The organism is Streptomyces amritsarensis (genome assembly GCF_001953875.1).
Lineage (GTDB): Bacteria > Actinomycetota > Actinomycetes > Streptomycetales > Streptomycetaceae > Streptomyces > Streptomyces amritsarensis.
Map to the genome: position 1 here is coordinate 51075 of NZ_MQUR01000016.1, position 26817 is coordinate 77891.

The 26817-nt window shown below is 73.0% G+C and carries 25 protein-coding genes; 15 read left to right on the top strand and 10 right to left on the bottom strand.

Annotated elements, in window-relative coordinates:
* Positions 1-81 precede the first annotated feature (81 nt).
* Positions 82-1137, bottom strand: coding sequence for a YihY/virulence factor BrkB family protein (locus tag AVW11_RS10035; protein WP_030844834.1), 1056 nt, complete (start codon positions 1135-1137; stop codon positions 82-84).
* Positions 1138-1200: 63 nt separating this feature from the next.
* Positions 1201-1743 carry a cysteine hydrolase family protein gene (locus AVW11_RS10040; RefSeq protein ID WP_076043792.1) on the bottom strand — a complete coding sequence of 181 codons (543 nt, stop codon included), beginning with the start codon at positions 1741-1743 and terminating at the stop codon, positions 1201-1203.
* 202 nt (positions 1744-1945) lie between these two features.
* On the opposite strand from AVW11_RS10040, the gene AVW11_RS10045 reads away from it, so the two are divergent.
* Entirely contained in the window at positions 1946-2359 is a 414-nt protein-coding gene (locus AVW11_RS10045) for a CBS domain-containing protein (RefSeq protein ID WP_030844830.1), read from the top strand.
* 325 nt (positions 2360-2684) lie between these two features.
* Here the strand turns inward: AVW11_RS10045 and AVW11_RS10050 are convergent, their stop codons facing one another.
* Positions 2685-3035, bottom strand: coding sequence for a DUF6343 family protein (locus AVW11_RS10050; RefSeq protein ID WP_143568827.1), 351 nt, complete (start codon positions 3033-3035; stop codon positions 2685-2687).
* Positions 3036-3285: 250 nt separating this feature from the next.
* On the opposite strand from AVW11_RS10050, the gene ku reads away from it, so the two are divergent.
* A complete protein-coding gene (gene ku, locus AVW11_RS10055; protein WP_076043793.1) occupies positions 3286-4269 on the top strand; it encodes a non-homologous end joining protein Ku in 984 nt (327 codons plus the stop codon).
* Positions 4270-4290: 21 nt separating this feature from the next.
* Positions 4291-5301: an ATP-dependent DNA ligase gene (locus AVW11_RS10060; RefSeq protein ID WP_076043794.1), complete on the top strand. Its 1011-nt coding sequence runs from the start codon at positions 4291-4293 to the stop codon at positions 5299-5301.
* A 91-nt stretch (positions 5302-5392) separates the two neighbouring features.
* On the opposite strand, the gene AVW11_RS10065 is transcribed toward AVW11_RS10060, so the two are convergent.
* Positions 5393-5941, bottom strand: a complete 549-nt coding sequence (locus tag AVW11_RS10065) for a DUF4396 domain-containing protein (protein WP_107423257.1) — start codon at positions 5939-5941, stop codon at positions 5393-5395.
* A gap of 305 nt (positions 5942-6246) precedes the next feature.
* On the opposite strand from AVW11_RS10065, the gene AVW11_RS10070 reads away from it, so the two are divergent.
* From AVW11_RS10070 to AVW11_RS10080, 3 genes are all read left to right on the top strand, one after another.
* Positions 6247-6690, top strand: a complete 444-nt coding sequence (locus AVW11_RS10070) for a DUF6153 family protein (protein WP_076043795.1) — start codon at positions 6247-6249, stop codon at positions 6688-6690.
* A 100-nt stretch (positions 6691-6790) separates the two neighbouring features.
* A complete protein-coding gene (locus AVW11_RS10075) occupies positions 6791-7429 on the top strand; it encodes a DUF305 domain-containing protein (RefSeq protein ID WP_076043796.1) in 639 nt (212 codons plus the stop codon).
* Positions 7430-7526: 97 nt separating this feature from the next.
* Entirely contained in the window at positions 7527-8432 is a 906-nt protein-coding gene (locus AVW11_RS10080; protein ID WP_076043797.1) for a F510_1955 family glycosylhydrolase, read from the top strand.
* A gap of 103 nt (positions 8433-8535) precedes the next feature.
* Here AVW11_RS10080 and AVW11_RS10085 read toward each other — a convergent pair whose 3' ends face one another.
* Positions 8536-9123 carry a TetR family transcriptional regulator gene (locus tag AVW11_RS10085; protein ID WP_076043798.1) on the bottom strand — a complete coding sequence of 196 codons (588 nt, stop codon included), beginning with the start codon at positions 9121-9123 and terminating at the stop codon, positions 8536-8538.
* Positions 9124-9238: 115 nt separating this feature from the next.
* On the opposite strand from AVW11_RS10085, the gene AVW11_RS10090 reads away from it, so the two are divergent.
* Positions 9239-10096, top strand: coding sequence for a class I SAM-dependent methyltransferase (locus tag AVW11_RS10090; RefSeq protein WP_076043799.1), 858 nt, complete (start codon positions 9239-9241; stop codon positions 10094-10096).
* A 443-nt stretch (positions 10097-10539) separates the two neighbouring features.
* The gene (dhaK, locus tag AVW11_RS10095; RefSeq protein WP_076043800.1) at positions 10540-11544 is read left to right on the top strand and encodes a dihydroxyacetone kinase subunit DhaK; all 1005 of its coding nucleotides are present in this window, start codon (positions 10540-10542) and stop codon (positions 11542-11544) included.
* A gap of 120 nt (positions 11545-11664) precedes the next feature.
* On the opposite strand, the gene AVW11_RS10100 is transcribed toward dhaK, so the two are convergent.
* Positions 11665-12222, bottom strand: a complete 558-nt coding sequence (locus tag AVW11_RS10100; protein WP_051699956.1) for a DUF2231 domain-containing protein — start codon at positions 12220-12222, stop codon at positions 11665-11667.
* A 215-nt stretch (positions 12223-12437) separates the two neighbouring features.
* Between AVW11_RS10100 and AVW11_RS10105 the strand changes: the two genes are divergently transcribed.
* Both AVW11_RS10105 and AVW11_RS10110 read left to right on the top strand, forming a co-directional pair.
* Positions 12438-13145, top strand: a complete 708-nt coding sequence (locus tag AVW11_RS10105; RefSeq protein WP_037833077.1) for a scabin-related ADP-ribosyltransferase — start codon at positions 12438-12440, stop codon at positions 13143-13145.
* A 435-nt stretch (positions 13146-13580) separates the two neighbouring features.
* Positions 13581-14144, top strand: a complete 564-nt coding sequence (locus AVW11_RS10110) for a ribosome-inactivating family protein (RefSeq protein ID WP_030844801.1) — start codon at positions 13581-13583, stop codon at positions 14142-14144.
* A 13-nt stretch (positions 14145-14157) separates the two neighbouring features.
* Here AVW11_RS10110 and AVW11_RS10115 read toward each other — a convergent pair whose 3' ends face one another.
* Genes AVW11_RS10115 through AVW11_RS10125 form a run of 3 tightly spaced genes read right to left on the bottom strand, consistent with a single transcriptional unit; the run spans position 14158 to position 17821 of the window.
* Positions 14158-16524 carry an ABC transporter permease gene (locus AVW11_RS10115; protein ID WP_076043801.1) on the bottom strand — a complete coding sequence of 789 codons (2367 nt, stop codon included), beginning with the start codon at positions 16522-16524 and terminating at the stop codon, positions 14158-14160.
* A 2-nt stretch (positions 16525-16526) separates the two neighbouring features.
* Complete coding sequence (locus AVW11_RS10120) at positions 16527-17318, bottom strand: ABC transporter ATP-binding protein (protein WP_051699954.1); 792 nt, start codon at positions 17316-17318, stop codon at positions 16527-16529.
* Positions 17315-17821 carry a PadR family transcriptional regulator gene (locus AVW11_RS10125; RefSeq protein ID WP_030844793.1) on the bottom strand — a complete coding sequence of 169 codons (507 nt, stop codon included), beginning with the start codon at positions 17819-17821 and terminating at the stop codon, positions 17315-17317. Before AVW11_RS10125 ends, AVW11_RS10120 begins: the two co-directional genes overlap by 4 nt.
* A 167-nt stretch (positions 17822-17988) precedes the next feature.
* Here AVW11_RS10125 and AVW11_RS10130 point away from each other — a divergent pair, with 167 nt between their 5' ends.
* From AVW11_RS10130 to AVW11_RS10150, 5 genes are all read left to right on the top strand, one after another.
* Positions 17989-19266 carry an ABC transporter substrate-binding protein gene (locus tag AVW11_RS10130; protein WP_076043802.1) on the top strand — a complete coding sequence of 426 codons (1278 nt, stop codon included), beginning with the start codon at positions 17989-17991 and terminating at the stop codon, positions 19264-19266.
* Positions 19267-19491: 225 nt separating this feature from the next.
* On the top strand, positions 19492-21195 hold the full coding sequence (locus AVW11_RS10135; RefSeq protein ID WP_079070615.1) for a glycoside hydrolase family 13 protein: 1704 nt from the start codon (positions 19492-19494) through the stop codon (positions 21193-21195).
* A gap of 132 nt (positions 21196-21327) precedes the next feature.
* Positions 21328-22659, top strand: coding sequence for an ABC transporter substrate-binding protein (locus AVW11_RS10140; protein WP_030844786.1), 1332 nt, complete (start codon positions 21328-21330; stop codon positions 22657-22659).
* A gap of 22 nt (positions 22660-22681) precedes the next feature.
* A complete protein-coding gene (locus AVW11_RS10145; RefSeq protein ID WP_076043823.1) occupies positions 22682-24049 on the top strand; it encodes an ABC transporter permease in 1368 nt (455 codons plus the stop codon).
* Positions 24046-25020: a carbohydrate ABC transporter permease gene (locus tag AVW11_RS10150; RefSeq protein WP_079250577.1), complete on the top strand. Its 975-nt coding sequence runs from the start codon at positions 24046-24048 to the stop codon at positions 25018-25020. Before AVW11_RS10145 ends, AVW11_RS10150 begins: the two co-directional genes overlap by 4 nt.
* 97 nt (positions 25021-25117) lie before the next feature.
* Here AVW11_RS10150 and AVW11_RS10155 read toward each other — a convergent pair whose 3' ends face one another.
* Positions 25118-26533 (bottom strand): amidase, encoded by a 1416-nt coding sequence (locus tag AVW11_RS10155; RefSeq protein WP_076043803.1) that lies wholly within the window; start codon positions 26531-26533, stop codon positions 25118-25120.
* Positions 26534-26817: the final 284 nt, after the last annotated feature.

The window sequence follows — 26817 nt, forward strand, 5'->3', positions numbered from 1 at the left end:
CGGCCCGGCGGGTGAGTCGGCCGTCCTGTCGGCGCAGGCCCGTGGCCCGCTGTGGTCTCCCCCGGTGTCGGTCCATACGGCTCATCGCTCCATGCGGCGCCGGTCGGCGTCGTCCCACGCCCGGGTGTCCCGGGGCCGGACGTAGGGTTCCTGGTCCTCGGGCAGCCCTCCGGCGATCGCCCGTCGGCGACCCAGTTCGGCGTCGAACTCCAGGCCCAGGAGGATCGCGAGGTTGGTGATCCACAGCCAGACCAGGAAGACGATCACCCCGGCGAGTGTGCCGTACGTCTTGTTGTAGGAGCCGAAGTTCGCGACGTAGAACGCGAAACCGGCCGAGGCGATCATCCAGATCAGCAGGGCCAGGAAGCTGCCGGGCGTCACCCACCTCATTCCACGGCCCTTGGCGTTCGGCGCCGCCCAGTACAGCAGCGCGATCATGACCGTGACGAGGAGGACGAGGACCGGCCACTTCGCGATGGACCACACCGTCAGGGCGCTGTCGCCCACGCCCAGGGCCGCGCCGGCGCGCCGGGCCAGGCCGCCGGTGAAGACGACGATGAGGGCGCTGGCGCAGGCGAGGACCATCAACGTGACGGTGAGCGCCAGGCGCAGCGGGAGCACCTTCCAGACGGGGCGGCCTTCGGGTATGTCGTAGACGGCGTTCGAGGTACGGATGAACGCGGCGATGTAGCCGGAGGCCGACCACACCGCGACGACCAGCCCCACGATCGCCACGAGGGAGCCGACACCCGCATTGCCCTGCAACTGCTGCACCGCGCTGGTGATCACCTCGCGTGCCGAGCCCGGTGCGAGAGTGCGCAGGTTGTCCAGCACCCGCTGCGTCGTCGCGTCACCCGCGATGCCCAGCATGGAGACCAGCACCAGCAGGGCGGGGAAGAGCGCCAGCACACCGTAGTAGGTCAGCGCCGCCGCACGGTCGGCCAGCTCGTCGTCCTTGAACTCCCTCAGGGTGCCGCGCACCACCTCCTTCCAGGACTGGCGGGGCAGAGCGGACAACCGGTCCGGCTGCCGCTCCTCGACCTTCTCGTCAGGGCCGGCGGCGGCCGGAACGGCCTGTCGGCTCTCGTCGGCCCGCTCGGGCTCGCCGCCTCGATATGTCTTCGCCGTGTGCTTCATGCCCTGCGGCTGTCCAAGACGGCGCCACTCATGTCACGGCGCCCCGTGATCGTCGCCGGCCGGTCAGCCGTCGAATGCGACGTCTTCGACCAGGCAGACGTCGGCGGACATGTTGCGGCTCATCATCCGAAGGGCCGCCTCGGCCAGATCGCCGTCGATGTGGGCCACGGCGTCCTGCGGCACGACGACGTCGAAGTGCCGGATGTGCGCGTCCAGCGCCGAGTACAGCACGCACTGCTCGGTCACCTGGCCGCACAGGACCAGGCGCTCCGCCTCGAGCTGGCCCAGCAGGTAGGCCAGCGGGGTTTCGAAGAAGATCGAGTGCCGCGCCTTGACCACGAAGAGCGAGTTCTTGTCGGGGGCGATCGGCTCCACGAGGCTCCTGTGGCGGCCGGCGAGGGCCGCGTCGACGATTTCGCCGTGGTGGGAGCGCCATTGTCCGAAGTTGTCGTTCACGTAGACGACGGGCGAATCGCTGGCGCGGGCGTGCTCCAGCAAGGTCGTGATGCCGGGGAGCACCCCACGGACGGATGTGACGAGGGTTTCGGCGTCCTTGTGCTCGTAGGTGTTGAGCATGTCGATCACGATGAGCGCCGTGGGGGGCATGGGAGCCGCCGCCTCTCGTCTTCGTTCTCCGCCCGGTCTCTTCCAGTCTGGGTCATCCGGGCCCCGGCCACACGAGTCGGGTCCGCAACGCGCGCACCCCTGGGGCAGCCCCGCGCAAGGCCGGGCCTGCGGGCGTAAACGGGGACGGCCCGGGCAGGCGCCGTGCGAGACAAGCGAGAACGGGCAAGCGAGAGGAAGCACCATGACCACCGCACGCGAGATCATGACTCCGGACGCCACCTGCGTCGACGCGCAGGAGAACATGCTGGAGGCAGCCAAGAAGATGGCCGCCCACGGAGTCGGCGCACTCCCCATCTGCGGGGACGACAACAAGCTGAAGGGCATGCTGACCGACCGCGACATCGTGGTGAAGGTACTCGGCGCGGGAAAGGACCCGGCCCGGACCAGCGCCGGCGACTTGGCGCAAGGGGAAGCCGTCACCATCGGAGCCGACGACGAGGCGGAGGAGATCCTGCGCACCATGACCGAGCACAAGGTACGCCGGCTGCCGGTCATCGACGGTCACACCCTGATCGGGATCGTGGCCCAGGCGGACGTGGCCCGCGCCCTCCCCAACCCGCAGGTCGGCGACCTTCTGGAGGCCATGTCCTCCTGACGCCGACGCGGCTCGGTGACGGCCGACACCCGGCGAGCCGCGGTCGTTCGTCACCCGCGGCGGCCAGAACGCCGTCGCGGAGTGCGCGGCCGCGCGCCGCCGGGTCGGCCGTGGTGCGCGACCGGTGGCCCAGCCGGAGCAGCGGCCGGCCGTCCTCGACGAGGCGTCGGCCCTCGACGGTGGCGCGTGGCTCCACGCGGGCGCCCGGCGACGGCCGCCCTCCGCGCGGCCGGGCCCTCGACTCGTCGACCGGGGCGGCGAGGGCGGCCGAAGTCCTGCTCTCCATCACGGACACCTGATCCCGCTGCCCGCAACCAGCCCCCCGTCAGGAGGAGGAGCGGTACCAGCGTTGTTGTTCGCGCCTCCTGCGCCTGATGACGTACAGGTCCACCAGTGCCACGAGGGCCAGGAGGAAGCAGCAGACGGCGAGGGCCGTGTAGAGGGTCGGCGGCGGGCCGGCCGTGGCGGCCGCTTCGGCTCCGAGGAGCAGCAGCAGGACGCCGCCCAGCGCGAAGATCGGCGCGAAGAGCAGGGAGAGCAGGTGGCGGAGCCTCAGATCGCTGCGGGCCCATCGGGGTTCACTGCCGTCGTGCCGCCAACGCACGGCGGCCGCGCGCGCCTGCCGATCGGCGGCGCGCCCGCTCGGGTAGTTGCGGTGTCGGTCGTGGGAAGCCATGCGCATCGCCCTCCCGCCGGCGGCGGACCGGCCTGCGCGGGGACCCGAAGGGCTGCGGCGGGCCACCTGCGTCCGTCTCGGATCAGGTCGTCTGCCCGAGCCGGGCCGCCTCACACCCGTGTGGCACGCGGCGACGGCGGGGCCCGGCCACAACGGGCGCCGTAGTCGCGCCCGGACCGACTACAGCGGGAAACGGAGGGTAGAAGCAGTCGACTGGAAGGGAGGGGCCGACTGCAAGGAGGTGGGCGGCGTGGCTCGTCCTGTATGGGCCGGGAACCTGTCGTTCGGGCTGGTCAGCCTGCCGGTGGGCCTCTACACGGCCACCGACAGCCACACAATCCGCTTCCACCAGCTACAGCGCGGGACCTCCGACCGGATCCGCAACCGGAGGGTGAACGAGCGCACCGGTGAGGAGGTCGGGCTCTCCGACATCGTCAAGGGCTACGACGCGGGAGGCGAATACGTCCTGGTGGAGCCGAAGGAACTCGACGAGATCGCCCCGGGCCGCTCGCAGACGCTGGAGATGGCCGGTTTCGTCGACCTGGACGAGGTAGAGCCGATCTTCTTCGACAAGACCTACTACCTCGGCCCGCGCGGCAAGGAGTACGAAAAGGTCTACAGCCTCTTGGAGCAGGCCCTCAGCCGGACCGGCAAGGCGGGCATCGCGACGTTCGTGATGCGCCAGCACGAGTACCTGGTCGCGGTGAAGGCCGAGGACGGCCTGCTGACGTTGCACACCCTCCACTGGGCCGACGAGATCCGAAACCCCGAGGACCAGATCGACGGCCTGCCGGGAAAGGCCCGGGGCACCGCCAAGGAGGTGCGGATGGCCGAGCAGCTCATCGAGGCCCTGGCCATGAAGTGGGACCCCGAGCAGTTCCATGACACCTTCCAGGAGAAGGTCGCCGCCCTCATCGAGGCCAAGAAGGCGGGCGAGACGGTCGAGAAGGCCGAGCCGGCCGCCGAGCCCACCGGCGCCGTCGACCTCATGGAGGCCCTGCGCGCCAGCGTGGAGCGCGCCCGCAGCCCGAAGGGCGACGGCGGCAAGGCCACCGCCTCCGGCAAGGCCGCCGCGAAGAAGGCTCCGGCGAAGAAGCGGGTCCGGGCGAAGCCGAAGGAGGACCTCGGCAGCCTGTCGAAGGCGGACCTCTACAAGAAGGCCGCCGCCGCCAACGTCTCGGGCCGCTCCCACATGACCCGCGACGACCTGGTCGAGGCCCTGTCCTCGGCATGAACGCGAAGGGCAGGTCCCGGGATGACCCTGCGGGCGCCGGTGGAGCCGATGCTCGCCCAGGCCGTGGAGGCGGTACCCGGACCCGGGGTGCTGGGCGAGCTGGCCTTCGAGCAGAAATTCGACGGCTACCGTGCGCTGCTCTTCACCCGCACCGCGACGGGAGAGGACCTCGTGCTGCAGACCCGGCGCGGACGCCGGGTCCAGAACCGGTTCCCCGACCTCGTCTCCGCCGCCGAACAGCTGCCGGACGGCCTGGTCCTCGACGGTGAACTCCTCACGTGGGACGCGGCCGCGGGCCGGCTGTCCTTCGAGGGCCTCCAGCGCCGAACCGCCGCCCGCGGCCCCGCCGCGCGCCGCCTCGCCGCGGCCCTGCCCGCCTACTTCGTCGCCTTCGACATCCTGCAGCAGGACGACATCGAACTGCTGCAGCACCCCTACCGGCAGCGCCGCCTTCGGCTGGAAGCCCTTTTCACGACCCTTCGGCTGTCCGCTCCCTGGACGTTGGTCCCCATGACCACGGACCTCCTCAAGGCCGAGCAGTGGCTGGAATCCCGGGCGCAGATCCCCGGCATCGAAGGCCTCGTGGTCAAACCCATGAACCAGCCGTACCTCCCCGGGCACAGGGGCTGGTACAAACTCCGCCGCCGGGACACCACCGAAGCGATCATCGGCGCGATCACCGGCACCCTGGTCCGACCCCAGCTCCTCCTGCTGGGCCGCCGCGACCCCCACGGCACCCTCCTTCCCACCGGCCGCACCGCCCCGCTGCGCCCCGAAGCCGCCCGCCTGGTCGCGGAGAACCTCACCCCCGCGGACCGGACACACCCCTGGACGGGGATGCGTTTCGCCTCGGCGTGGGGCAGCCGCGCGACGCTCGACGTGACGCTGGTCCACCCCGACCTCGTCGCCGAGATCAGCGCCGACACCGCCGTCGACCGCGGCGGCGTCCACCGCCACCCGGTGCGGTACAAACGGCTGCGTCTGGACATGAGCCCCGAGGAGGCACCCCTCTTCGCCACCGCCGACAGCTGACGCAGCCCTGGCGACGACATCCCGGGGCCGCGCCCCGCCCCTTGCGCCACGGCCGGACGCAAGGGGCGGTGCGGACTGCCGGCCTGCCAGGTCAGTGGTAGGCGTGGACGACGGCGTGGCCCTTGCCGCGGCCGATCATCCACTTGTTCACCGGCGTCGTGACGAGGAATGCGACGGCGAAGCCGCCGAGCAGCGCTCCCCAGAACAGTCCGTCCGAGAGGTGGGCGTCCATGGCGCCGGGGGTGAGGGCGATGATGCTGTTGTCGACGAGCTCCATGACGGCGATCGAGACGGTGTCGGCGGCCAGGGCGACCTTGATCGCGCTCTTCCAGTCGAGGCCGGCCCTGCGGACCGCGAACAGGGTGAAGGAGTAGCCGAAGACGAACGCGAGCGTGATCGCGAGGATCATCGTCTGGACGTTGCCCCACATCAGGGCGGTGCCGATGACCATGCCGAGGATCTCGCCGATGGCGCACCCGGTCAGGCAGTGCAGCGTCGCCTTCGCCGCGGCCCCCCAGGTCACGCCGCCCGTCCGGTGCCCTGCGTGACCCTCGTGACCCGCGTGCCCTGCGTGACCCGCGTGCGCCTGGTGCGCGTCGTGGTCGTGTGCGGTGGTCGTGTGGTGTGCGCCGTGATCCATGACCGTCATCTCCCATACCGTCAGTGCGATCCCGCCCCCGCGGGCCCACTCCATCACTGTATACCCCCTGGGGGTATCTGCAAGGGGGGTTTTCGGATCGCTGTGCGCGGCGGCGCGCCAACCCGGAAAACCGGAACGGGCCCCGACGGATACGGCGGCGTCCAGCCGGCGGTGCCCGGCGGCGCTCTGCACGACAGGCGGCCCCGCCCGGGCACCCGGAACACCCCCGCGGGTATCACGGTGCGAGCTGGTCCGCTGCGACCCTCGCCTCGCCACCCGCGGAGTGGGCCGCTTACGATGCGGGCATGAACGGTCAGGTCGTGCGCGCGGTGCAGCCCTTGGGGCTGCGCTCCCGCGTGCTCCTCGTCCTGGCCGTACTGGCGGGGCTGGTGGCCATGCACGGTCTGGGGCCCGCCCCCCTGCCGGCCGCCGCGCACGCGGCGACCGCTTCCCACCACGCGGCGACCACGAGGCACGCCGAACGGTCGGCGGCCTCCGATGCCGCATGCCCGGACGGATGCGTCCACGCCGGTGATCCGGCCGGCGGCGAAGGCGGCGGGCACGCCGAGCACGCCGACGGGACCTGTGCCGCAACGGGCACAGCCGGCGCGCCGGTGCTGTCGGCGCCCGCGGTCCTGCCCGGCAGCACCGAAGCCGAGGCGGTCCCGGCACACGGGGTCGTTCCCGGCGCCGCCGCCTGCGGGCGGGCACCGCCGTCACTGAGCGAGCTGCAACTCCTGCGCATATAGGGCCGCCCCGGCCGCCCGGCCCCGAGCGGCCGGCGAGCCTCCGGCCCGTCCTCCCCGCACGCCCGCGAGACGCCCGCGTGCCCTCCCGCAGGAGTTCCACATGATCACCACGCGTTCCCTGATCCGCCGCGCCACCGCCGTGGCCGCGGCCGCCAGCGCCGCTGTCGTCCTCGCCGCCTGCGGCGCCGACGGCGACGACCGCGGCGGCGCAGCCCACAACGGGCTCGACGCCGCCTCCCCGTCCGCGTCGGCGCCCGCGCAGCAGGGCGACCACAACGGCGCCGACGTCGCGTTCGCACAGGGGATGATCCCCCACCACCGCCAGGCCGTCGACATGGCCGACCTCGCCGCGACGCGCGCAGAATCGGCCGAGGTGAAGAAGCTGGCCGAGGAGATCAAGAAGGCCCAGGACCCGGAGATCAAGACCCTCTCCGGCTGGCTGACCGCCTGGGGCGAGCAGGTCCCGGCCGGGGGCTCCGGCCCCGCGGGCCACGAGGGCCACGACATGTCCGGGATGATGACGGCCGAGGAGATGAAGCAGCTCCACTCGGCCTCGGGCAAGGCCTTCGACACGGCCTTCCTGACCATGATGGTCAAGCACCACGAAGGCGCCGTGACCATGGCCAAAACCGAGCAGGCCGACGGCACGCACCAGGGCGCCGAGGACATGGCAGGACAGATCATCACCTCCCAGAGCGCGGAGATCGCCCGGATGAAGGCCCTCCTCGGACAGAGCTGAGCCGCATCAGCGGTACCCGGGGGCGGACGGCCGCGACGGCCGCCCGCCCCCGGGTCGGACGGCCCCTTCCTCCCCTTCAAGCGTTCTGGACCCACCCATGACCCTCCATTCGCGCACCGTCGCGTTCACGGCAGCCGCCGCGGCCGCCGGCCTGCTGCTGACCGCCTGCTCGACCGCCGACACCCGCCCCGCACCCGGCAAGGCCGGCTCCGGCAGCGACGCCGACCCGGGAACCGGGCACCTGCACGGTCTCGGTGTCGACCCGGCCGACGGCACGCTCTACGCAGCCGGGCACCTCGGCGTCTTCCGCCTCACCCCGGCCGGCGCCGTCCGGATCGCCGACCGCCGCCAGGACACGATGGGCTTCACCGTCACCGGCCCGCGTACCTTCCTCGCCAGCGGCCATCCCTCCCCCGACGACCCCGCCGCGACCTCCCCCCACCTGGGCCTGATCCGCAGCACCGACGCCGGGGGCACCTGGTCCACCGTCTCGGCCGCGGGCGAAGCCGACTTCCACTCGCTCCAGCAGGCCGGCCCGCTCCTCTACGGCCTCGACAGCCAGACCTCCAAGGTCTGGGCCAGCACGGACGGCGGCGCCACCTGGGAGCGGCGCGCGAAGATCCGGGCCGGTGACCTCGCCGCCCACGCGGGGACGCCGCATGAGGTGTGGGCGGCCGGGTCCGGCGGGCTGCTGCACAGCACCGACGGCGGTGCCACGTTCCGGCCGGTTCCCGGCGCGCCGGCCGTGGCCGCCGTGGAGCAGCCGGCTCCCGGCAGGCTGTTCGCCCTGGCGGTGGACGGCAGGGTCCTCGCCGGTGGCGACGGGAACTCCTGGAGCGAACAGGGGCGGCTTCCCGGCGGCGCCCAGGGGGCCGTACTGACCGCGGTCGGGCCCGACCGCCTGCTGGCCGCCGACAGCGCCGATGCCGTTCACGAGTCCACGGACGGCGGCCGCACCTGGACGACGGTCCACCGGCCGGGCCACGCGAACACCGGACACTGACCCGCAGCCCGCACCGCCGCGCCTCTGCCGGAGTGGACCCGGCAGGGGCCACTGGTGCGGCACCGACGCCGGCTCCGGCCGCAACCGCACGCCGGTGGCGGGCTCAGCCGCCGAGGAGGACGACCAGCAGCCGCCGCGTCGTCTCCTCGGCGTCGGCGGTCTGCCCGGGGCTGCGGGTCATCAGCAGATGGTGGGTCGTGCCGACGAGCGCGAGCGCGATGGCTTCGGCATCGCTGCCCGCGGGGATCCGGCCGGCGCGCTGTTCCGCCTGGAGGTAGGCGGTGACGGCGTGCTGGATCGCGTCGAAGGCCGGCGCGCCGGACCGGAAGCCCTCGCGGGTGTGCGACGCGGCCGCGGGGCGGGTCATCGCCAGGCCCACCACCGCAGGCGGCAGCGAGTCCAACAGGGCCAGGACGACCTCCTGGAGGTTCTCCGCGACCGTGCCCTGCCCCACTTCGGCCTGCAGGCCCTCGGCCTGGCGGGCGCTGCGCGCGAAGCGGTCGAGGACCAGTTCGGCGACGAACTCGTCCAGGCCGGCGAAGTGCGCGTGCAGGACGCCCTTCGCGCAGTCCGCCTCCGCGGTGACCGCCCGGCTGGTCAGGGCCGCGGCGCCGTCGCGGGCCACCACCCGTTCCGCGGCCGCGAACAACCGCTCGCGCAAATCCGGAATCGCCACTCCACGAGGTGACACGACAGTTCCTTCCCTTCGGCCGATTGCAAGTATGGGCGTTCGCCCATACTGTTTGGGCACTTGCCCATTCTAGGGCCGGGGCCCTCTCCGCGCCCCGGCGGGAGGGAGTTCACCCATGGGGCACTTCGCCAACACCGCGCAGGCCGAGGCGTGGAACGGATACGAGGGCGCGCAGTGGGCCCGCAGCCAGGAGCGCTGGGACGCCGTCAACGACGGCTTCAACCAGCCCCTGCTGGACGCCGCGGCCGTCCTCGACCGCGACACCGTCCTGGACGTCGGCTGCGGAGCCGGCCGCACCACCCGCCTCGCGGCCCGGCGCGCCGCACGCGGCCGGGCACTCGGCCTGGACCTGTCGGGGCCGATGCTGGCCAGGGCCCGGGAGAGCGCCGTACGCGAAGGGGTCGAGAACGTGGCCTTCGTGCAGGGCGACGCCCAGGTCCACCCCCTGGACGCCGAGGCATTCGATGCGGTCATCAGCCGGTACGGCATGACCTTCTTCACCGACCCGGTCTCCGCGTTCGCCAACCTCCACCGCGCGCTGCGCCCCGGCGGCCGGCTGGCCTTCATCTGCGCGGCCGAGGCCGAGGCCAACGAGTGGCTCGCCGCGCTGGCCTCGCTGGGGGACGTCCTGCCGCTCGGCGGCTTCGGGAAGGCCGGCGGTCCGGGCATGTTCTCGCTCACCGATCCCGGCCGCATCCGCGCACTGGTCACCGCGGGCGGGTTCAGCGGGGTGGAGGTGCAGCGGGTCGAGGCGGTGGGCAAGTGGGGCGCCGACGCTGCGGACGCCGCGGCGTTCCTGCTGGACTCCGGCCCCGGCCGGCACCTGCTCGACCAGGTGACCGCGCCCGAGCAGGACGCGGCGCGTCAGGCGCTGACGGCCGCCCTGCGGCGCCACGAGGCGGACGGCGGGGTATGGCTGCGCAGCAGTTCCTGGCTGGTCACCGCCGTGCGCGGCGGGGCGGCAGGAGGCTGACACCGCCGTCCCCGCACCGGCCGGGGCGTGCGGACACTCGCACACCTGGGCCGCGCCTGGCCGCACGCCGCGCCGCGGCCAGGCGCGGCGCCGCCGAGCACTCACGCCGGCGCCAGCCTTCCGGGCTTCCCCGGCTCCCGGCAGCGCGCTGTCCGGTCCGCCGCCGGGTGGGCACCACAGGCATCGAAGACCCGACTGCCACGCCCGGACGCTCGTCTGCCTGCATCCGCGGGGCGCACTCCCCTAACGTCGGAGTGCGCGGCACGCATGCGGCGCCCGTCGGCTGACGAGTCGTCATCGCCTCCGGCAGGTGGTGCCGGAGGTCGCATGGAGGAGACGGGGCCGCCGGGACCGACAGCCGAACCGGTCTCTTGCGACCCGCAAGAACGCCGCGCGGAGAGTCTGCGCAGAGAGCCACCTGTCAACCCCACCGGGAGATACGCGTGAGAATGCTGATCAACAGCCCCCAGACCGTGGTCGCCGACGCCCTGCGCGGCCTGGCCGCCGCCCACCCGGACCTTGACGTGGATCCGCAGGCCCGGGTCGTGGTGCGCAAGGGTGCGCGCGAGGGCGGGCGGGTCGGCCTGGTGTCCGGCGGCGGGTCCGGTCACGAGCCCCTGCACGCCGGCTTCGTAGGCCCCGGAATGCTGTCCGCCGCCTGTCCTGGCGAGGTGTTCACCTCCCCCGTGCCCGACCAGGTCGTGCGGGCTGCCAAGGCCGTGGACTCCGGCCGGGGGGTGCTGTTCATCGTCAAGAACTACACCGGCGACGTACTGAACTTCGACATGGCCGCCGAACTCGCCGAGGAGGACGGCATCCGGGTCGAGCGCGTGCTCGTCGACGACGACGTGGCCGTCACCGACAGCCTCTACACGGCCGGCCGGCGCGGCACCGGAGCCACCCTCTTCGTCGAGAAGATCGCCGGGGCCGCCGCCGAGGAGGGCGCCCCGCTGGACCAGGTCGCGGCGGTGGCCCGGCAGGTCAACGCGGCCTCCCGCAGCTTCGGCGTGGCCCTGAGCGCCTGCACCACACCCGCCAAGGGCAGCCCCACCTTCGACCTGCCGGACGGCGAACTCGAACTCGGCATCGGCATCCACGGCGAGCCCGGCCGCGAGCGGCGCCCGATGATGTCCGCCCGCGAGATCGCGGAGTTCGCCGTCGGCGCCGTACTGGACGACCTGGCCGGCGTGGGCCCCGCGGACGGTCCGGTCCTGGCCCTGGTGAACGGGATGGGCGCGACGCCGCTGCTGGAGCTGTACGGCTTCCACGCCGAGGTGGCGCGGGTGCTCGCGGACCGTGGCGTACCGGTGGTGCGGACCCTCGTCGGGAACTACGTCACCTCGCTGGACATGGCGGGGTGTTCGGTGACCCTGTGCCGGGCCGACGAGGAACTCCTGCGGCTGTGGGACGCGCCGGTACAGACGCCGGCCCTGCGCTGGGGCCGCTGAGCGGCCTCCGGACCGCCCCTTCCGGATCCGGCCGGGCCCGCGCCCACAGCTCGTCCCCCCGGACTCCGTCCGGGGGGACGACGCGGGCCGGCCGGCAAGGTCCGGAAGGGACGGACCAGGCTAGTCGGTGTCCTGCCGGTAGGCGATGTGGCCGCCCAGGGCCCCGGTGACGGCCACCGCCGCCAGCCCGGCCCATGCCCACATCCTGCCCTTCACCGGGCGTCCGCCCAGGCGTGCCGCCAGGGAGACGGCGTAGCAGCTGACGGCGGCCGCGTTGGAGGCGGCGTGGGCGAGGCCGACCCGGGCCTGCTCGGGCGGCTGATCGGCCCAGTCCGCCCAGCCGGCGATCGCGGCGGGGGCCACACCCAGGAGGCCGACCGCCGTCAGGGTCGTGGCCGCACGGCGCTCGCCCGGTACGGCGTCCAGTACGGCGGCGGAGAGCCAGCATCCGATGGGCACCTGGACGAGGACGGGGTGGAGGGGATGGCCCAGCGGCCTGCCCTTCAGCAGGTCCCTCACGCCGCCCAGCGGCAGCGAGCGGATCCCCCGTTGCAGGACGCGGATCGCCGGGTCGGCCGCTGTGGTCCTTTCGATACGGCCCAAGGTGGTCAGCCACCATCCGGAAGCGGCGTTCAGGGCGGGGGCGACCTTCGCGGGGTCGAGGGTTCTCGTGTTCATGGATGGCGCCTACCCGGCTTCGGGCCCGCGCCCCACGTCGGTGTCGGCCGAGAGAGTGGACCGGCCCGCGAACGGCACGTCCGGCCTGCTCGTGGCGTGGGCGGCCGCCCGATATGACTGATCCACCCATGCGAGTGGATCATCCGCCCGCCCGTGCCCGGCCGTCCGCGCCCTCTCTATATACAGGGGATGTCGTTTACCCCACCGTTTGACTGATGGGTCGTCATGTCATGCTGAAGGTCGCTCTCCGAGTCCTCGCCGCCTCGTTCCTGCTCTCCGCCGCCGTCACGCCGTCCGCCGCAGCCGCGCCCGCGGCGGAGGACGAGACCACCGCCCCCTGTGGACCGGTCGTCGAATACCGCGCCATCGACTGGTGGCGCACCACCACGATTCCGCAGATCGCCCGCTCGGTCGCGGCCCAGGCGTCCAGCGAGCGCTGGCAGTGGCGCAATGACGTCAACACGCTGTGGCGCGGCGACACCCGGGAGACCGTCGAGGAGATCTTCCGGACCGGCTTCACCCCTCGCGGCGACCAGCTCACCCCGTTGGCGGAGTACATCGTCAAGGGAGGGGGCCAGCTCAGTGCCCACCTCAGCACCAGCTGCGACGTATCGGTGGCGAAGAGGTTCGCCACGTACGGCGCGGAGCAGACCGGCTGGGTGTACGAGATCTACGCGCCCGGCGGCATCGACGTGAACGCGACGGCGCGGGTGAACAACTACCAGTCGCCGTACCTGTGGAACAAGGAGATCGACTTCCCCGGCGGCGTCGACGGCAACTTCATCAAGGGGGCGTGCAAGTACCGGCTGACCGGCACCGACCCCGTCACCAACGAGAAGACGTGGGAGCAGCTCGGCTGCAAGGAGAACGCCGGCTTCGCGCCCTACAAGTCCGAGCCGGCCGCCTACACCCTGGCGCGCTGAACCGAGCCGCGGCGAACACGGGAGGCCCCGCGTCGCGGGGCCTCCCGCTCACGTGTGCCGGTCGGCCGCTCAGGCAGCGGCAGTGATCACGGCGGGTCCCGCGGCCGCCTTGCTGCCGAGCCCGGACATCCGCCGACCGGCCGGCCGGGGGCCTACTGGTCCTCGTCGACGACGGATGGCGCATCGCGAACAAGGCCTGTCACCGGCATTCATAATTTCTTAGCACTGGAAGCCAACAATTCTCACGGCCTCTACCCGGCGGACTACAAAGGATCGCATCGGACCGAATCCGACCCCCGATGAGGGTAAGGAGCCCGTCAGTGGTCGGAATGATGGCGAAGGTGGTGAGCGTATGCGTGAGTCCAGCCCAAGCGATTGCGGTCGGACCACTTGCGACAAGTCCGGGTCCCGGACCTCTCCCCTGGCAGGCCGGCCATGCTGATGCCCATCCTGTTCTCCCCGGCGCAGGCCTCGGCCCACGAATACCGGTCCCTGACGTCCACCATCCGCGCGAAGGCGGAAGACGCGCAGGGATTCTTCGGCGGAGCCGGGCGCAAGGAAGGGGAGATGCCCCATCTCCCCCTCCACATCACGCTCCGGGGTCTGTTCATCGAGCTGTTCATCGAGCTGCGGCCGCGCAACACGAGCCTGCGTATCGCGGGTTTCCGCAGCCTCGTCGAGAACGGCCGAACCCCTCCGCAGGCGTCCTTGCACCGCGTGCGGGACGCGGTGGCACCGCAGGGCATCGACCGGACGGAAACCCTGCCGTTCAGCGGGAACCGCTCCGACCTCGAGGCGGCCGCCGCCGTCCGGCGCGCCGGGATCATGCTGGGGCGGCGGTACTTGAGCCTCGCCGTCATCCGGCTGCACCGCAACGACGATCCGCGCAGCACCGCTTACGGAATGCTCGTGCTGTCGGAAATGCTCTGCGAGGCCGCCCGGTACCCCGCCCTGGCCGATGCGATGTCACGCCTGTGGACGGCCGGAGGACGGCTGTAGGGCGCGCGCCGGGTCAGAGGGTTTCGCTGAGCGAATCCGCCAGGCGGCGCCGGGCCGTCCGGGTCGCCGGTAGTGCCGCCGCCGCCACCGCGCCCAGCACCGCCGCGGCTGTCACCGTCAACAGCACCGGGATCGGCGGCAGTTGGGCGATCCCGGCGCCGATGCCACTTGATGCGCCCTGGGTGTCCACCAGCCAGGTGCCGGCCAGGACGCCCAGGGCCGTGCCCGCCAGTGCGGCCACGAGCGCCGTCAGGCCGGCGGCCGTCACGATCATCGCGCCGATCTGCCGGGGCGTGAGCCCGATCGCCTTCAGTGCGAGCAGGTCGCGCCCCCGGTCGCGTACGCCCGTGCCGATCAGGGTCAGCAGTTCGATCAGTCCGATGAGGGCCAGTACGGCGATCAGCGCGCCGATCACCCCGCGCGCCGGTTCCAGCCGGTCGGCCGGGTTGGGTGTCTCGCGGATCTCGAGGGTGCCGCCGGCGGCCGTGGCGAGTGCGCCGCTCACGGCCCGGGGGTCGGCCCCGTCGCGCAGTTCCAGGGCGTGGTAGGCGGGACGCAGCTGCGGGTCGCGCTCACGCAGGGCGTCGACGGTCGTGGTGATCACCCGGCCGCCGGATTCGGGCTCGATGGTCCGGCCGACGAGGTGGAGGATCTGCGGCCGTCCGCCGACCGTCATCCGTACCCAGTCGCCGACCCGTACGCCGAGGAGGTCCAGCAGCCCCTGGCCGGCGACCGCCTCGTCGGGTCCGGCGATCGCGCGCCCCTCCACCACCGCGGAGGGATAGGGCTGCCGGGCCGTGCCGAGGCCGCGCAGGGTGATGGTGCCGGTCTGGCCGGGGACGAGCGCCGCCATCTCCGCGCCCGGATGGACGGCCTCGATGTCCGGGACGGCCCCGAGGGTCCTCTCCAGCTCCGTGTCCGACAGCCCGGCGGGCTGCTCGGCCCGTACGGTCAGTGCCGCGGCCAGGCCCATCTGCGCGGGGCGGCTGCGGAACTGGTCCAGGGTCGACCAGGCGACGAGGGCGACCGTGATGAGCACCAGGGGCAGCGCGAGCCGGGCCACCGGTACCAGGGTCCGGCCGCGCCGGGGGAACGCCGCGCGCCATCCCAGGACGAGGGCGGGCGGTACCCGCATGCCGAGCGCCCGCTTCCCGAGCGCGGTCATCGGCGCGGCGGACGGCAGCGCGGCCCGGGCCACCGGCACCGGGGGCACCCGTCCGGCCCGCCAGGCGGAGAGGCCGGTGGAGGCAGCGATCAGCAGTACCGCGCCGGCGGGGATGCCGATCATCAGGGCGGTGTGGCCGGGCAGGTCCTGCCACACGGCGGCCGCCTCCCCGACCCGGCCGGGTATCCGGGCGCCGAGCAGGGCGATCGCCGTGGTGCCGAGGGCCACGCCGAGGAGCGCGAAGGCCAGGTGCTGCACGAGGAAGCCGCGGGCGACCTGGCCCGGGGTGAAGCCGATGGCCTTGAGGACGGCGATGTCGCGGAGCTGCCCGCGGACACGGGCGCCGATCGCCCCGGACGCGGCCAGCGCGGCCGCGAGGAGGGCGCCGAGTCCGAAGACGGCGAACATCGCGCCCAGGAGGCGGTCGTCGCCGCCCGCGTCGGCGCGGGCCTGCTGCCACTTGGTGACCTCGGCCACCCGGTCGGCGCCCAGCACGGTGACGGCGCGCTGGACGATGAAGTCCGTGTCGTCCGGGTCCTCCAGGCGCAGCCCGACGCTCTGCCCGGTGTCCCCCCGGGCGATCTCCTCGAGCGTGGCGGGGAGCACCCAGCCGATGCCCGCGGCGCCGCCGGGCTGGTAGCGGGGTTCGGCGACGTCGGCGGTCCCGCTCACCCGCAGCAGGTGCGGGGCGCCGTCCGGGCCGGTCACGCGTACGGTGTCGCCGGGCTCCGCCCAGAGGGCCCGGGCGACCGAGGTCTCCAGCACGACGGAGCCGGCACCCTCACCCGAGCCCGAGCCTGCGCCCGTACCTGCGCCGCCGGCGGGGTCTTCGTCCGGCGCCTCGAGCCAGGTGCCCGCGCCGACGAGCGGCCGTCCGGTCTGCGGTGGCTCCACCGACGCCGCGCGGAGCGTCACGCCGGCGCGGGCGCCGCGGGACTCGACCGTGGTCGCCGCCGTGCGGTGGGGCCCCGACAGCGCCGCGACCCCCTCCACCCGGGACAGGGCGTCCGTGTCCGCACCGGCGCGGGTGTGCAGCCAGATGTGGGCGCCGTGGGACTGGTTGAAGACCCGCTGCCAGGGGTTCGCGGCGTAGCCGAACAGCGCGCCGGCCAGCAGGAGCGAGGCGATGACCCCGGCGCTGGCCAGGACCACGAAGAGGGCTTCGCCGCGGTGTGCGCGGAAGTCGGCCTGCGCCCAGCGCAGGGTGGCCCGCACGGTCACTCCTTCAGTTCGAGTACGCCGCGGACGCCGCCGGCCGGGCCGGGAGGCCCGCCGCCGAGCTGTGCATCGTCGGCTATTCGACCGTCGAAGAAGCTGATGACGCGGTCGGCGGCGCTGGCCATCCGGGCGTCGTGCGTGACCATCATGATCGTCTGGCCGCGCTGGTGGAACCGGGTGAGCAGCCGCAGCACCTCGCGGGTGCCCTTGCTGTCGAGGCTGCCGGCGGGTTCGTCGGCGAGCAGCAGCCGCGGGTGGTTGACCAGGGCGCGGGCGAGCGCGACCCGCTGCTGTTCGCCGCCGGACAGCTCGCCGGGCATGGACCGCTCGCGCCCTTCGAGTCCGAGTTCGGCGAGCAGTTCGGCGCGGGAGTCGCGGGCCGCCTTCGGGGAGACGCCGGCGAGGAGGGCGGGCAGTTCGACGTTGTCGGCGACGGTGAGGTTGGAGACGAGGTTGAAGAACTGGAAGACGACGCCGATGCTGCGGCGCCGCAGCACGGCCCAGCGGGCCTCGCGGTACGCGTCGACCCGTTCCCCGTCGAGCCACAGCTTGCCGCCGTCGGGCCGCTGGAGGCCGCCGATCAGGTGCAGCAGCGTGGACTTGCCGGCTCCGGACGGTCCGGTGACGGCGACGAACTCGCCGGGCTGGACGGACAGGTCCACGCCCCGGACGGCGGGCACCGGCGCGCCTTCGCCGTGGTGCGTCTTGGTCAGTCCCTCGGCGCGGACGATGGGCACGGCGGGGCGGGCGGCGGGTGGCACGGCTGGAGCGGCGGTGGCGTCGGCGCTCATTCCAGCTCCTCCTGACAGCGTTCCAGCCAGTCGAGGTCGGCCTGCAGGTGCAGCATGGCGCCCTCGATCAGCAGTTGGGAGATCTTGTTGTCGCGGTCTTCGGCAGCGGCCAGCTTCGACAGGTCCCGCATGGTGTTGAGGTACTGGCGCCGCTGTTTGTTGATCAGGGCGATCGGGTCGGCCAGACCCGACTGCGGTGCGAGCGCCAGTTTCATGAAGAACTCGTCCCGTACCCGGGGTTCCTCGGCTGTTTCCTCGAACCACGCCGTGACGGCTTCGCGCCCGGCGTCCGTCAGTTTGTATGTGCGTTTGTTGGGGCGGCCCGACTGTTCGACGTCCTCGCCCTCGATCAGGCCGCTCTTCTCGAGCCGGCCGAGGGTGACGTAGATCTGGCCGACGTTCGGCTGAGGGTACGCGGCGCCCAGGAGCTTCTCAAGGTCCTGCTTGAGCTCGTAACCGTGCGCAGGGCTACGGGTGAGGAGCGCAAGGAGCGCCAGCCGCACTCGCCCCCCCTCCTTCCCCTCCGTAGTCAACCGTTCACTGGCGTCCGGCCGGATGTCGCCGACGTCCGCCCCGTCTGCCTGGACGTCTAGTATCGCTCATGCCTAACGGGTATATATAGGCCACGATGGTCGGCAGTGCAGCCGGATCGTGTTTCTGGGAGGAATCTATGCGGTGGATGCGTGCCGCGGGTAGAGCTCTCCTGGTGGTGGCGGTCGTGCTGGCGGGGTATGCCGGTCTCGGCGTGCGTCCCGACGCGGGCGCCGCGGCCTCCGACGCCCGCGGCCCCCTGACCCTCGTGACGGCGGGTGATCTGACCGACTACCTCGGTCCGCTCCTCGACGACTGGAACGCGAGCCGTCCCGACGAGCGGGTGACGCTCGTCGAGCTGCCCGACTCGGCCGACGAGACCCGGGCCCAGATGATCAGCGAACTGAGATCGGGCCGCGACCGGTTCGACGTGCTGAACATCGACGTCGCCTGGACGTCCGAGTTCGCGGCCGCCGGATGGATCGCGCCACTCGACCGGCGCCGGTTCCCGCTGGACGCCTTCCTGCGGCCGGTCGTGGACACGGCGACCTTCGAAGGACGGCTGTACGCGGTCCCGTACGTCACGAACGCCGGCCTGCTGTACTACCGCAAGGACGTCCTGGACCTGGCGGGCGAGCAGCCGCCGCGGACCTGGTCCGAACTGGCCCGTCAGGCGCGTACGGTCGCCCCGCGGCACGGGCTGGACGGCTACGCCGGGCAGTTCCTCCCGTACGAGGGGCTCACCGTCAACGTCACCGAGGCCGTGCACTCGGCGGGCGGTTCGATCCTGCGCGACGACGGCGCCCGCGTCACCGTGGACTCCGACGGCGCGCGGGCCGGGCTGCGGTTCCTCGCGGACGGGGTGCGGGAGGGCTGGATCTCCCGCGAGGCCCTCGGCTACAAGGAGGAGGAGTCCCGCAAGGCGTTCCAGGACGGCCGACTGCTGTTCCTGCGGAACTGGCCCTACGTGTACGCGGACGCGAGCGCGGCGGGGTCGAAGGTCGCGGGCCGGTTCGGTGCCGTACCGCTGCCGGGCGCCGACGGGCCCGGCACCAGTGTGCTGGGCGGATCCAACCTCGCCGTCAGCCGCCATGCGCGGCATCCCGCTTCGGCGGCCGACCTGATCTCCTACCTCACCAGTGAACGGGTGCAGCGGCGGGTCCTCACCGAGGGCTCGCTGCCACCGGTGCGCGCCGCACTGTACGAGGATCCCGAGCTGGTGCGTGCGTATCCGTACCTGCCGACCCTGCGCGAGAGCGTGCTGTCGGCGGTGCCGCGCCCCAAGAGCCCGCGCTACGACCAGGTGAGCCTCGCCGTCCAGGCCGTGGGCCAGGACGTGATGGCGTTGCGCCAGACGCCCGAGGAGGCGGTGGCGCGGCTGACGCGCGAGCTCGGGACCATTTCCCGTACGGGCTGATCGCACTTCTCCACCTCGCACTTCTGCACCTCCCCGAGGGCTCCTACTTACATGTTAAGTAGAAGCCCTCTTTCGCGCACCCGGTCATTGGCGGACAAACCACCCCAGCTTTCGCCTGTTTCTGGACACATCGTTGACACCTTCCGGTCGCCGCTACTTAACATGCATGCATAACAGCGCACCTGATCCAGGGCGCTCTCGCATTCAGAGACAGGTCGACGCGAGATGCTCAGCACCCTTCCGGCCGGTACCGGTCACCCCTCCCGCAGCGCCGCCCCTTCCGCCCCCTGGTGGCGCGACGCGGTGATCTACCAGGTCTACGTCCGCAGCTTCCTCGACAGCACCGGGGACGGCGTGGGCGACCTCGCCGGCGTACGCGCCGGGCTCCCCTACCTCAGGAAGCTCGGTGTCGACGGCATCTGGCTCAGCCCCTTCTACCCGTCGCCGCAGCACGACCACGGCTACGACGTGGCCGACTACTGCGGTGTCGACCCGGTCTACGGCGACCTCGCCGAGTTCGACCGGCTGGTGGCCGACGCCCACCGGCTCGGCCTCAGGCTGCTGCTCGACATCGTCCCCAACCACTGCTCCAGCGAGCACCCGTGGTTCCGCGAAGCGCTCGCCGCGGCGCCGGGCAGCGCGGCCCGCTCCCGCTTCCACTTCGCTCCGGGGCGCGGCCCGGAGGGCGAGGAGCCGCCCAACAACTGGCGCGCCATGTTCGGCGGCCCGGCCTGGAGCCGGACCACGGCGGCCGACGGCACTCCCGGGGAGTGGTACCTGCACCTGTTCACGCCCGAGCAGCCGGACCTGAACTGGCGCGACCCGGTCGTGGGCGACGACTTCGAGCGCGTGCTGCGCTTCTGGCTGGACCGGGGCGTCGACGGGTTCCGCATCGACGTCGCCGCCGGCCTCTTCAAGCACCCCGAGCTGCCCGACTCGGACGACCCCGGAGCGGACGAGCGGGCCCGCGACGCCGTCAACCAGCTGGCCTGGAACCAGCCCGAGGTGCACGGCGTGTGGCGCCGCTGGCGCTCGGTCTGCGAGGAGTACACCGCCCGGGACGGTCACGAGCGGCTGCTGGTCGGCGAGGTGTCCGTACCCACCGCGCGCGAGCACGCCGAGTACGTCCGCCCCGACGAACTGCACCAGGCGTTCTTCTTCGACCTGCTCAGCGCCCCCTGGGACGCCGGCGCCTTCCGCGCGACGATCACCGAGGCGATACGCGACATCGCCGGTACCGGCTCCACCGTGACCTGGGTCCTCAACAACCACGACCAGGTCCGCACGGTCACCCGCTACGCGGGCGAGCCCGGCGTCGAGGGCAGCGGACTGGGAGCGGCCCGCGCCCGCGCCGCCGCCCTGCTCATGCTCGCCCTGCCCGGCGCCGCCTACGTGTACCAGGGCGAGGAGCTCGGCCTGCCCGAGGTCCTCGACCTGCCCGACGAGGTCCTCACCGACCCGATCTTCCGCCGTACCGGCAGCCGCAAGCACGTACGGGACGGCTGCCGCGTGCCCCTGCCCTGGTCCGGGCACGCCTCCCCCTTCGGCTTCAGCCAGGAGACCGCCGGCGTCAAGCCGTGGCTCCCGCAGCCCGAGTGGTTCGCCGAGCACGCCACCGACCGCGCCCTGGCCGACACCCGCTCCTTCTGGCACCTCTACCGCGACGGCCTCCAGCTGCGCCGCACCCTGCCGCAGCTCGGCGAGGGCCCCCTGCGCTGGCTGGACGCGCCCGCGCAGGTACTGGCCATCGCCCGCGGCGAGGGCCTGGTCTGCGCCGTCAACTTCGGCACGGAGCCGGTGCCCGCACCGGTCGCCGGTACGCCGCTGCTCGCCAGCGGGCCCTGTCCCGACGGGGTGCTCCCCGCCGCGACCGCGGCCTGGTGGGCGGGCGAACTCCCGGCCCCCGGCCCGGCGGCCCCGCAGCCGTAGCCCGCCGGCCGGCGTAACCCCCGCAGCCCTGGCCACCTCAGCCGCACCCGGCGGCGACCACCCCTCCGCCCTCTCACCCCGCAGACCCCGAGCAGCTCCTCCCCACCCAGGACCTCCCCGAAAGGACCCGTCATGCGACGACCCGGCAAGACGACCCGACGCAGCGCCGCCACCACCACCGCGGCCCTCGCCCTCGCCCTCGGCGCCACCGCCTGTGGCGGCGCCACCGGACCCGCGAGCGGTGGCGGGCTCAGCGGCCAGACCGTCACCGTGGCGGGCGTCTGGACCGGCGCCGAACAGGAGAGCTTCAAGAAGGTCCTCGACGCCTTCACCCAGAAGACCGGCGCCAAGACTGTCTTCGTGCCCTCCGGGGACAACGTCTCCACCTTCGTCGGAAGCAAGATCGAAGGCGGCAACGCGCCCGACGTGGTCATGGTCCCGCAGGTGGGCGTGCTCCAGCAGTTCGCGAAGGAGGGCTGGCTCCGGCCGCTGTCCGAGCAGACGGCCCAGACCGCCGGGTCCACCCTCGCGCCCGTGTGGAAGAACTACGGCACGGTCGACGGCACCTACTACGGGCTCTACTTCAAGGCCGCCCACAAGTCGACGGTCTGGTACGCACCCGAGGCCTTCGCCCAGGCCGGCGTCGCCGAGCCCAAGAGCTACAGCGACATGCTGAAGACCGGCCGCACCCTCGCGGACTCCGGCCGCCCGGCCTTCGCCATAGCCGGCGAGGACGGCTGGACCCTCACCGACTGGTTCGAGAACATCTACCTCTCCCAGGCCGGACCGGAGAAGTACGACCAGCTCGCCCAGCACAAGCTGAAGTGGACCGACGAGAGCGTCGTGCGTGCCCTGACCACCCTCGGGGAGCTGTTCAAGGACAAGCAGCTCGTCGCCGGCGGCGCCCAGGCGGCACTGGGCACCGACTTCCCCACCTCGGTCGCGCAGGTCTTCGGCCCGGAGCCCAAGGCGGGCATGGTCTACGAGGGCGACTTCGTCGGCGGTGTCGCCAAGGGGCAGTTCGGCAAGAAGCTCGGGCAGGACGCCAAGTTCTTCCCGTTCCCCTCGGTCGACGGCGGCCGGGCTCCGGTCGTCAGCGGCGGTGACGCGGCGGTCGTCCTGAAGGACGGCAAGAACGGCCAGGCCGGCATGAAGCTGGTCGAGTTCCTGGCAAGTGCCGAAGCCGCCGAGGTCTGGGCCGGCTCGGGCGGCTTCCTGTCCCCGAACAACGAGGTCGACTTCGCCAAGTACAGCGACGACACCACGCGCAGCACCGCCAACTCGCTCATCGCGGCGGGCAACTCGATCCGCTTCGACATGTCGGACCAGGCCCCGGCCGCGTTCGGCGGCACGAAGGGCGCGGGCGAGTGGAAGCTCCTCCAGGACTTCCTGCGCGACCCCTCCGACCCGCAGGGCACCGCCGCGAAGCTCGAGGCCGAGGCCGCCAAGGCCTACGGGAACTGAGGCCACCGCCATGGCTGACACCATGACCGACCGCCCCGCCACCGGCCGCCCCTCGACCGGCCGCCCCGCGGTCGACGGGCGGCGCCGGGCCCAGCGCAGGAAGCGCCGCCTCGCGGTGGTCTTCGTCCTGCCGGCCCTGCTGCTGCTGGGCGCGCTGGTGGTCTATCCCGTCCTCTTCTCCTTCGGCCGCAGCCTCTTCGACGCCGACGGCGACCGGTTCGTCGGAGCCGCCAACTACGCGGCGATCGTGCAGGACCCGGCCACCCTCAAGGCGATCCGCAACAGCGCCGTCTGGGTCGTCGTCGCCCCCACCCTGCTCACCGGACTCGGGCTGATGCTCGCCGTGCTCACCGAGAAGGTGCGCTGGGCGACCGCGTTCAAGCTGGTGCTCTTCCTGCCGATGGCCGTGTCGTTCCTCGCGGCGGGCATCATCTTCCGGCTCGCCTACGAACAGGACCCGGACCGGGGCGTGCTCAACGCCGCCGCCGTCGCCGTCCACGACGGCTTCGACGACGCCGCCGCCTACCCCACGGCCCGGGCCCGGGAGGGCCACGGCCTGACGGGCGGGGCGGGCGGACCGTACAGCACCGCGGCGACCGTACGGCCCGGGAGCTCGATCGGCCTCGGATTCATCGGGGTCGCTCCCGAAGCGATGCCGGCCGGCGCGAAGGCCGCGGCCGATCCTGCCGCCCCGGCGGGCGCCGCGCCCGGCGCGGACGCGATCGGGGGCGTCGTCTACCTCGACTTCGCCCCCGGCGGGGCGGGTACGCCCGGCACGGTCGACCCGGGCGAGAAGGGCCTGCCCGGCATGACGGTCGAGGCCGTACGGGACGGCGGGGTGGCCGCGACCGCGACCACGGCCGCGGACGGCTCCTTCCGGTTCGCCGGGCTGGCCGACGGCGACTACACCGTCCGCCTGCCCGCGGCCAACTTCGAAGCCCCCTACCAGGGCGTGCACTGGCTCGGTCCGGCGCTGGTGACGCCCGCCATCATCGGCGCCTACCTGTGGGTCTGGACCGGCTTCTCGATGGTCCTGATCGGCGCCGGCCTCGCCGCCATCCCGCGCGACGCGCTGGAGGCGGCCCGTATGGACGGCGCCACCGAGGGCCAGATCTTCCGCAAGATCACCGTGCCGCTGCTCGCGCCGGTGCTCACCGTGGTCTTCGTGACCCTCGTGATCAACGTGATGAAGGTCTTCGACCTCGTGTGGATCATCGCGCCCGGACCGGTCCAGGAAGAGGCGAACGTCCTGGCCACCCGGATGTGGATGGTCTCCTTCGGCGGCGGCAACGACCAGGGCCTCGGCAGCGCGCTCAGCATGGTGCTCCTGCTGCTCGTCGTCCCGGCGATGATCTTCAACGTCCGGCGCTTCCGAAGGAGTGGAGCATGAGCGGCCACAGCACCGTCGAACGGCACGGCCCGTCCCGGCGGACGCCGGCGGTCCGGCCCGGCGGCCCGCCGACACCCCCGTCCCCGTCCGTATCGCCCTCCGCGCCCACGTCCGCGCCCGGACGGCGCCGGGGAAACCGGATCTCACGCCTCCTGGGCAGCTCCGCCGTCCAGGGCGTCCTGATCCTGGTCGCCCTCGTCTGGATCACACCGCTGGCAGGCCTGCTCCTGTCCTCGCTGCGCTCCGAACAGGACAGCGCCACGGACGGCTGGTGGACCGCGCTCGCCGACCCCTCGCAGCTGTCCCTGGACAACTACACGGCCCTGCTGGCCGATTCCGGCATCGGGGCGGCGTTCTGGAACACCGTCCTGATCTCCGTGCCGACCACCGTCCTGGTCGTCGGCATCGCGGCACTCGCCGGATACGCCTTCGCCTGGCTGGAATTCCCCGGCCGGGACGGCGTCTTCCTCGTGGTCGTCGGACTTCTCGTGGTCCCGGTGCAGATCGGGCTGCTGCCGGTGGCGAAACTCTTCGGCGCGGTGGGCCTGTTCGGGACGATCGCGGGCGTCGTCCTCTTCCACGTCGCCTACGGACTGCCGTTCGCGATCTTCCTCCTGCGCAACTACTTCGCCGAGATCCCGCGCGAGATGCTGGAGGCCGCCCGGATGGACGGCGGCAGCGAGTGGCGGATCTTCTCCCGGCTCGTGCTGCCGCTCGGCCGCCCGGCCATCGCGAGCCTGGCCATCTTCCAGTTCCTCTGGGTCTGGAACGACATGCTCGTGGCCCTGCTCTTCGCGGACACCGGGTCGCAGCCGCTCACGGTCGCGCTGCAGTCCCAGATGCGGCAGTTCGGCAGCAACATCGGCGTCCTCGCGCCGGGGGCGTTCCTGTCGCTGGTGGTCCCGCTGGTCGTCTTCTTCGCCTTCCAGCGGCACTTCGTCCAGGGCGTGATGGCCGGCTCGGTGAAATAGCGCCGGCCGGAGGAGCTTTCGTACGCAGGCCTCCGCACGGGTATCCGTACCCGTGCGGAGGCGTCCGCGTGTCCACGGCCCCGCCCGCGCACGGCCGTCAGGAGGCTGCCGACGGCGGGCGGCGCCCCGCCCACGGTCGGGCCTCCTCGAGCTGCGCCGCCACCCGCAGTACGGACACCTCGTCGTCCCGGCGGCCCACCAGTTGCACGGCGAGCGGCAGGCCGTCCGTGCCCAGGCCCGCGGGTACGGAGGCCGCCGGGTGTCCGGTGACGTTCCACAGCGCGGTGTAGGCGACCATCGGGCGTGACCGCGCCAGCGCGGTCAGCAGCCCCGCGCCGTCCAGCGCGCCCACCGGGCGCGGCCGGGCGGCGACGACCGGGGTCAGCAGCAGGTCCATCGAGGTGAACATCCGGTCGGCGCGCTCCGCCAGCCGCTCTCCCGCCCGGATCCCGCGTTCCACGGCGGATTCGGGGACCAGGCGGGCGAGCGCGAGGGTGCTCCGGGTGCGCGGCTCCAACAGGTCCGGACGTTCGACGGCGGCAGCCTCCGCGCGCACCCCACCGCAGAACTGCGCCGCGAACGGGACCGTCGCGTCCGGATAGCGGGGGTTGACCTCCCGTACGTCGTGGCCCAGTTCCCGCAGCGCCCGTACGGTCTCCAGCAGGGCTCCGACGTGCTCGGGATGCGGGCGCACCCCGGGTACGGCGGACTTGGCGCAGTAGCCGATGCGCAGTCGGCCGGGCGGGGTCTCCAGGGCCCGGAGCCAGCCGGTGGCGGCGGGGCGGGCGCTCCAGCGGTCGGCGGGCGTGGTGCCGGCGAGGACGTCGTAGAGGAGGGCGGTGTCACGGACGGTGCGGGTCAGCGGTCCCACGGTGCCGAGGGCGTACCAGAGGTGGGCGTTGGGGGCGGTGGAGACCCGGCCGCGCTGCGGTTTGAGGCCGAACAGACCGCAGCAGGCGGCCGGAATGCGGATGGATCCGCCGCCGTCGCCGCCGAGCGCCGCCCCGACGAGTCCGGCCGCGACGGCCGCGGCGCTGCCGCCGCTGGAGCCGCCGGGGGTGCGGGTGGTGTCCCAGGGGTTGTGGGCGGTGCCGTGGGTGTCGGACTCGGTGAAGGGCCACTGGCCGAACTCGGGCATCGTCGTCTTGCCGATGACGACGGCTCCGGCGGCACGCAGGCGGCGCACGGCCTCCGAATCGGCGGCGGCGGGGGTGCGGTTGGCGGCGCCGCCGAAGGTGGTGACCTGCCCGGCGACGTCGAACTCGTCCTTGACGGCTACGGGCACGCCGTGGAGCGGGCCCCGCGCCGGCTCCGCGTCCGCGTCCCGGGCGTCGGCCTCGGCGCGTGCCTGCTCGGCGAGGACGACGCGGAAGGCTCCGAGGGCGGGGTCGAGCCGTTCGATCCGGCGCAGCGCGGCCTCGACGAGGGCCCGGGAGGTCACCTTGCCGGTGCGCACCAGCTCGGCCTGCCGCTCGACTCCCTGGAACATCAGCTCCGCGTCGTCCCTGTCCATGGCCGCCCCTTCGCCCCTACCTACCGGTAACTGCGGGCAAGGCTGTCGCCCCACCGCCCCCGCGTCAAGGCACGGTTTCAGACGGCAAGAGGACATCCGCCTGGGGCGGCGCCGGCGGATCGAGGACGTCACGGAGGCGGGTGACGCCCTGACGCGGTCGCACTCCGCTCGGGGCGTCCCCCACGCTCGGGGGCGGGCGGGACCGGCCAGCCGCCGGCACGTGGCGGCCCTCCACCAGTGCGTGCGCGGCGCCGCGCAACGGGAGCCCGCCGGAACCCGGTACG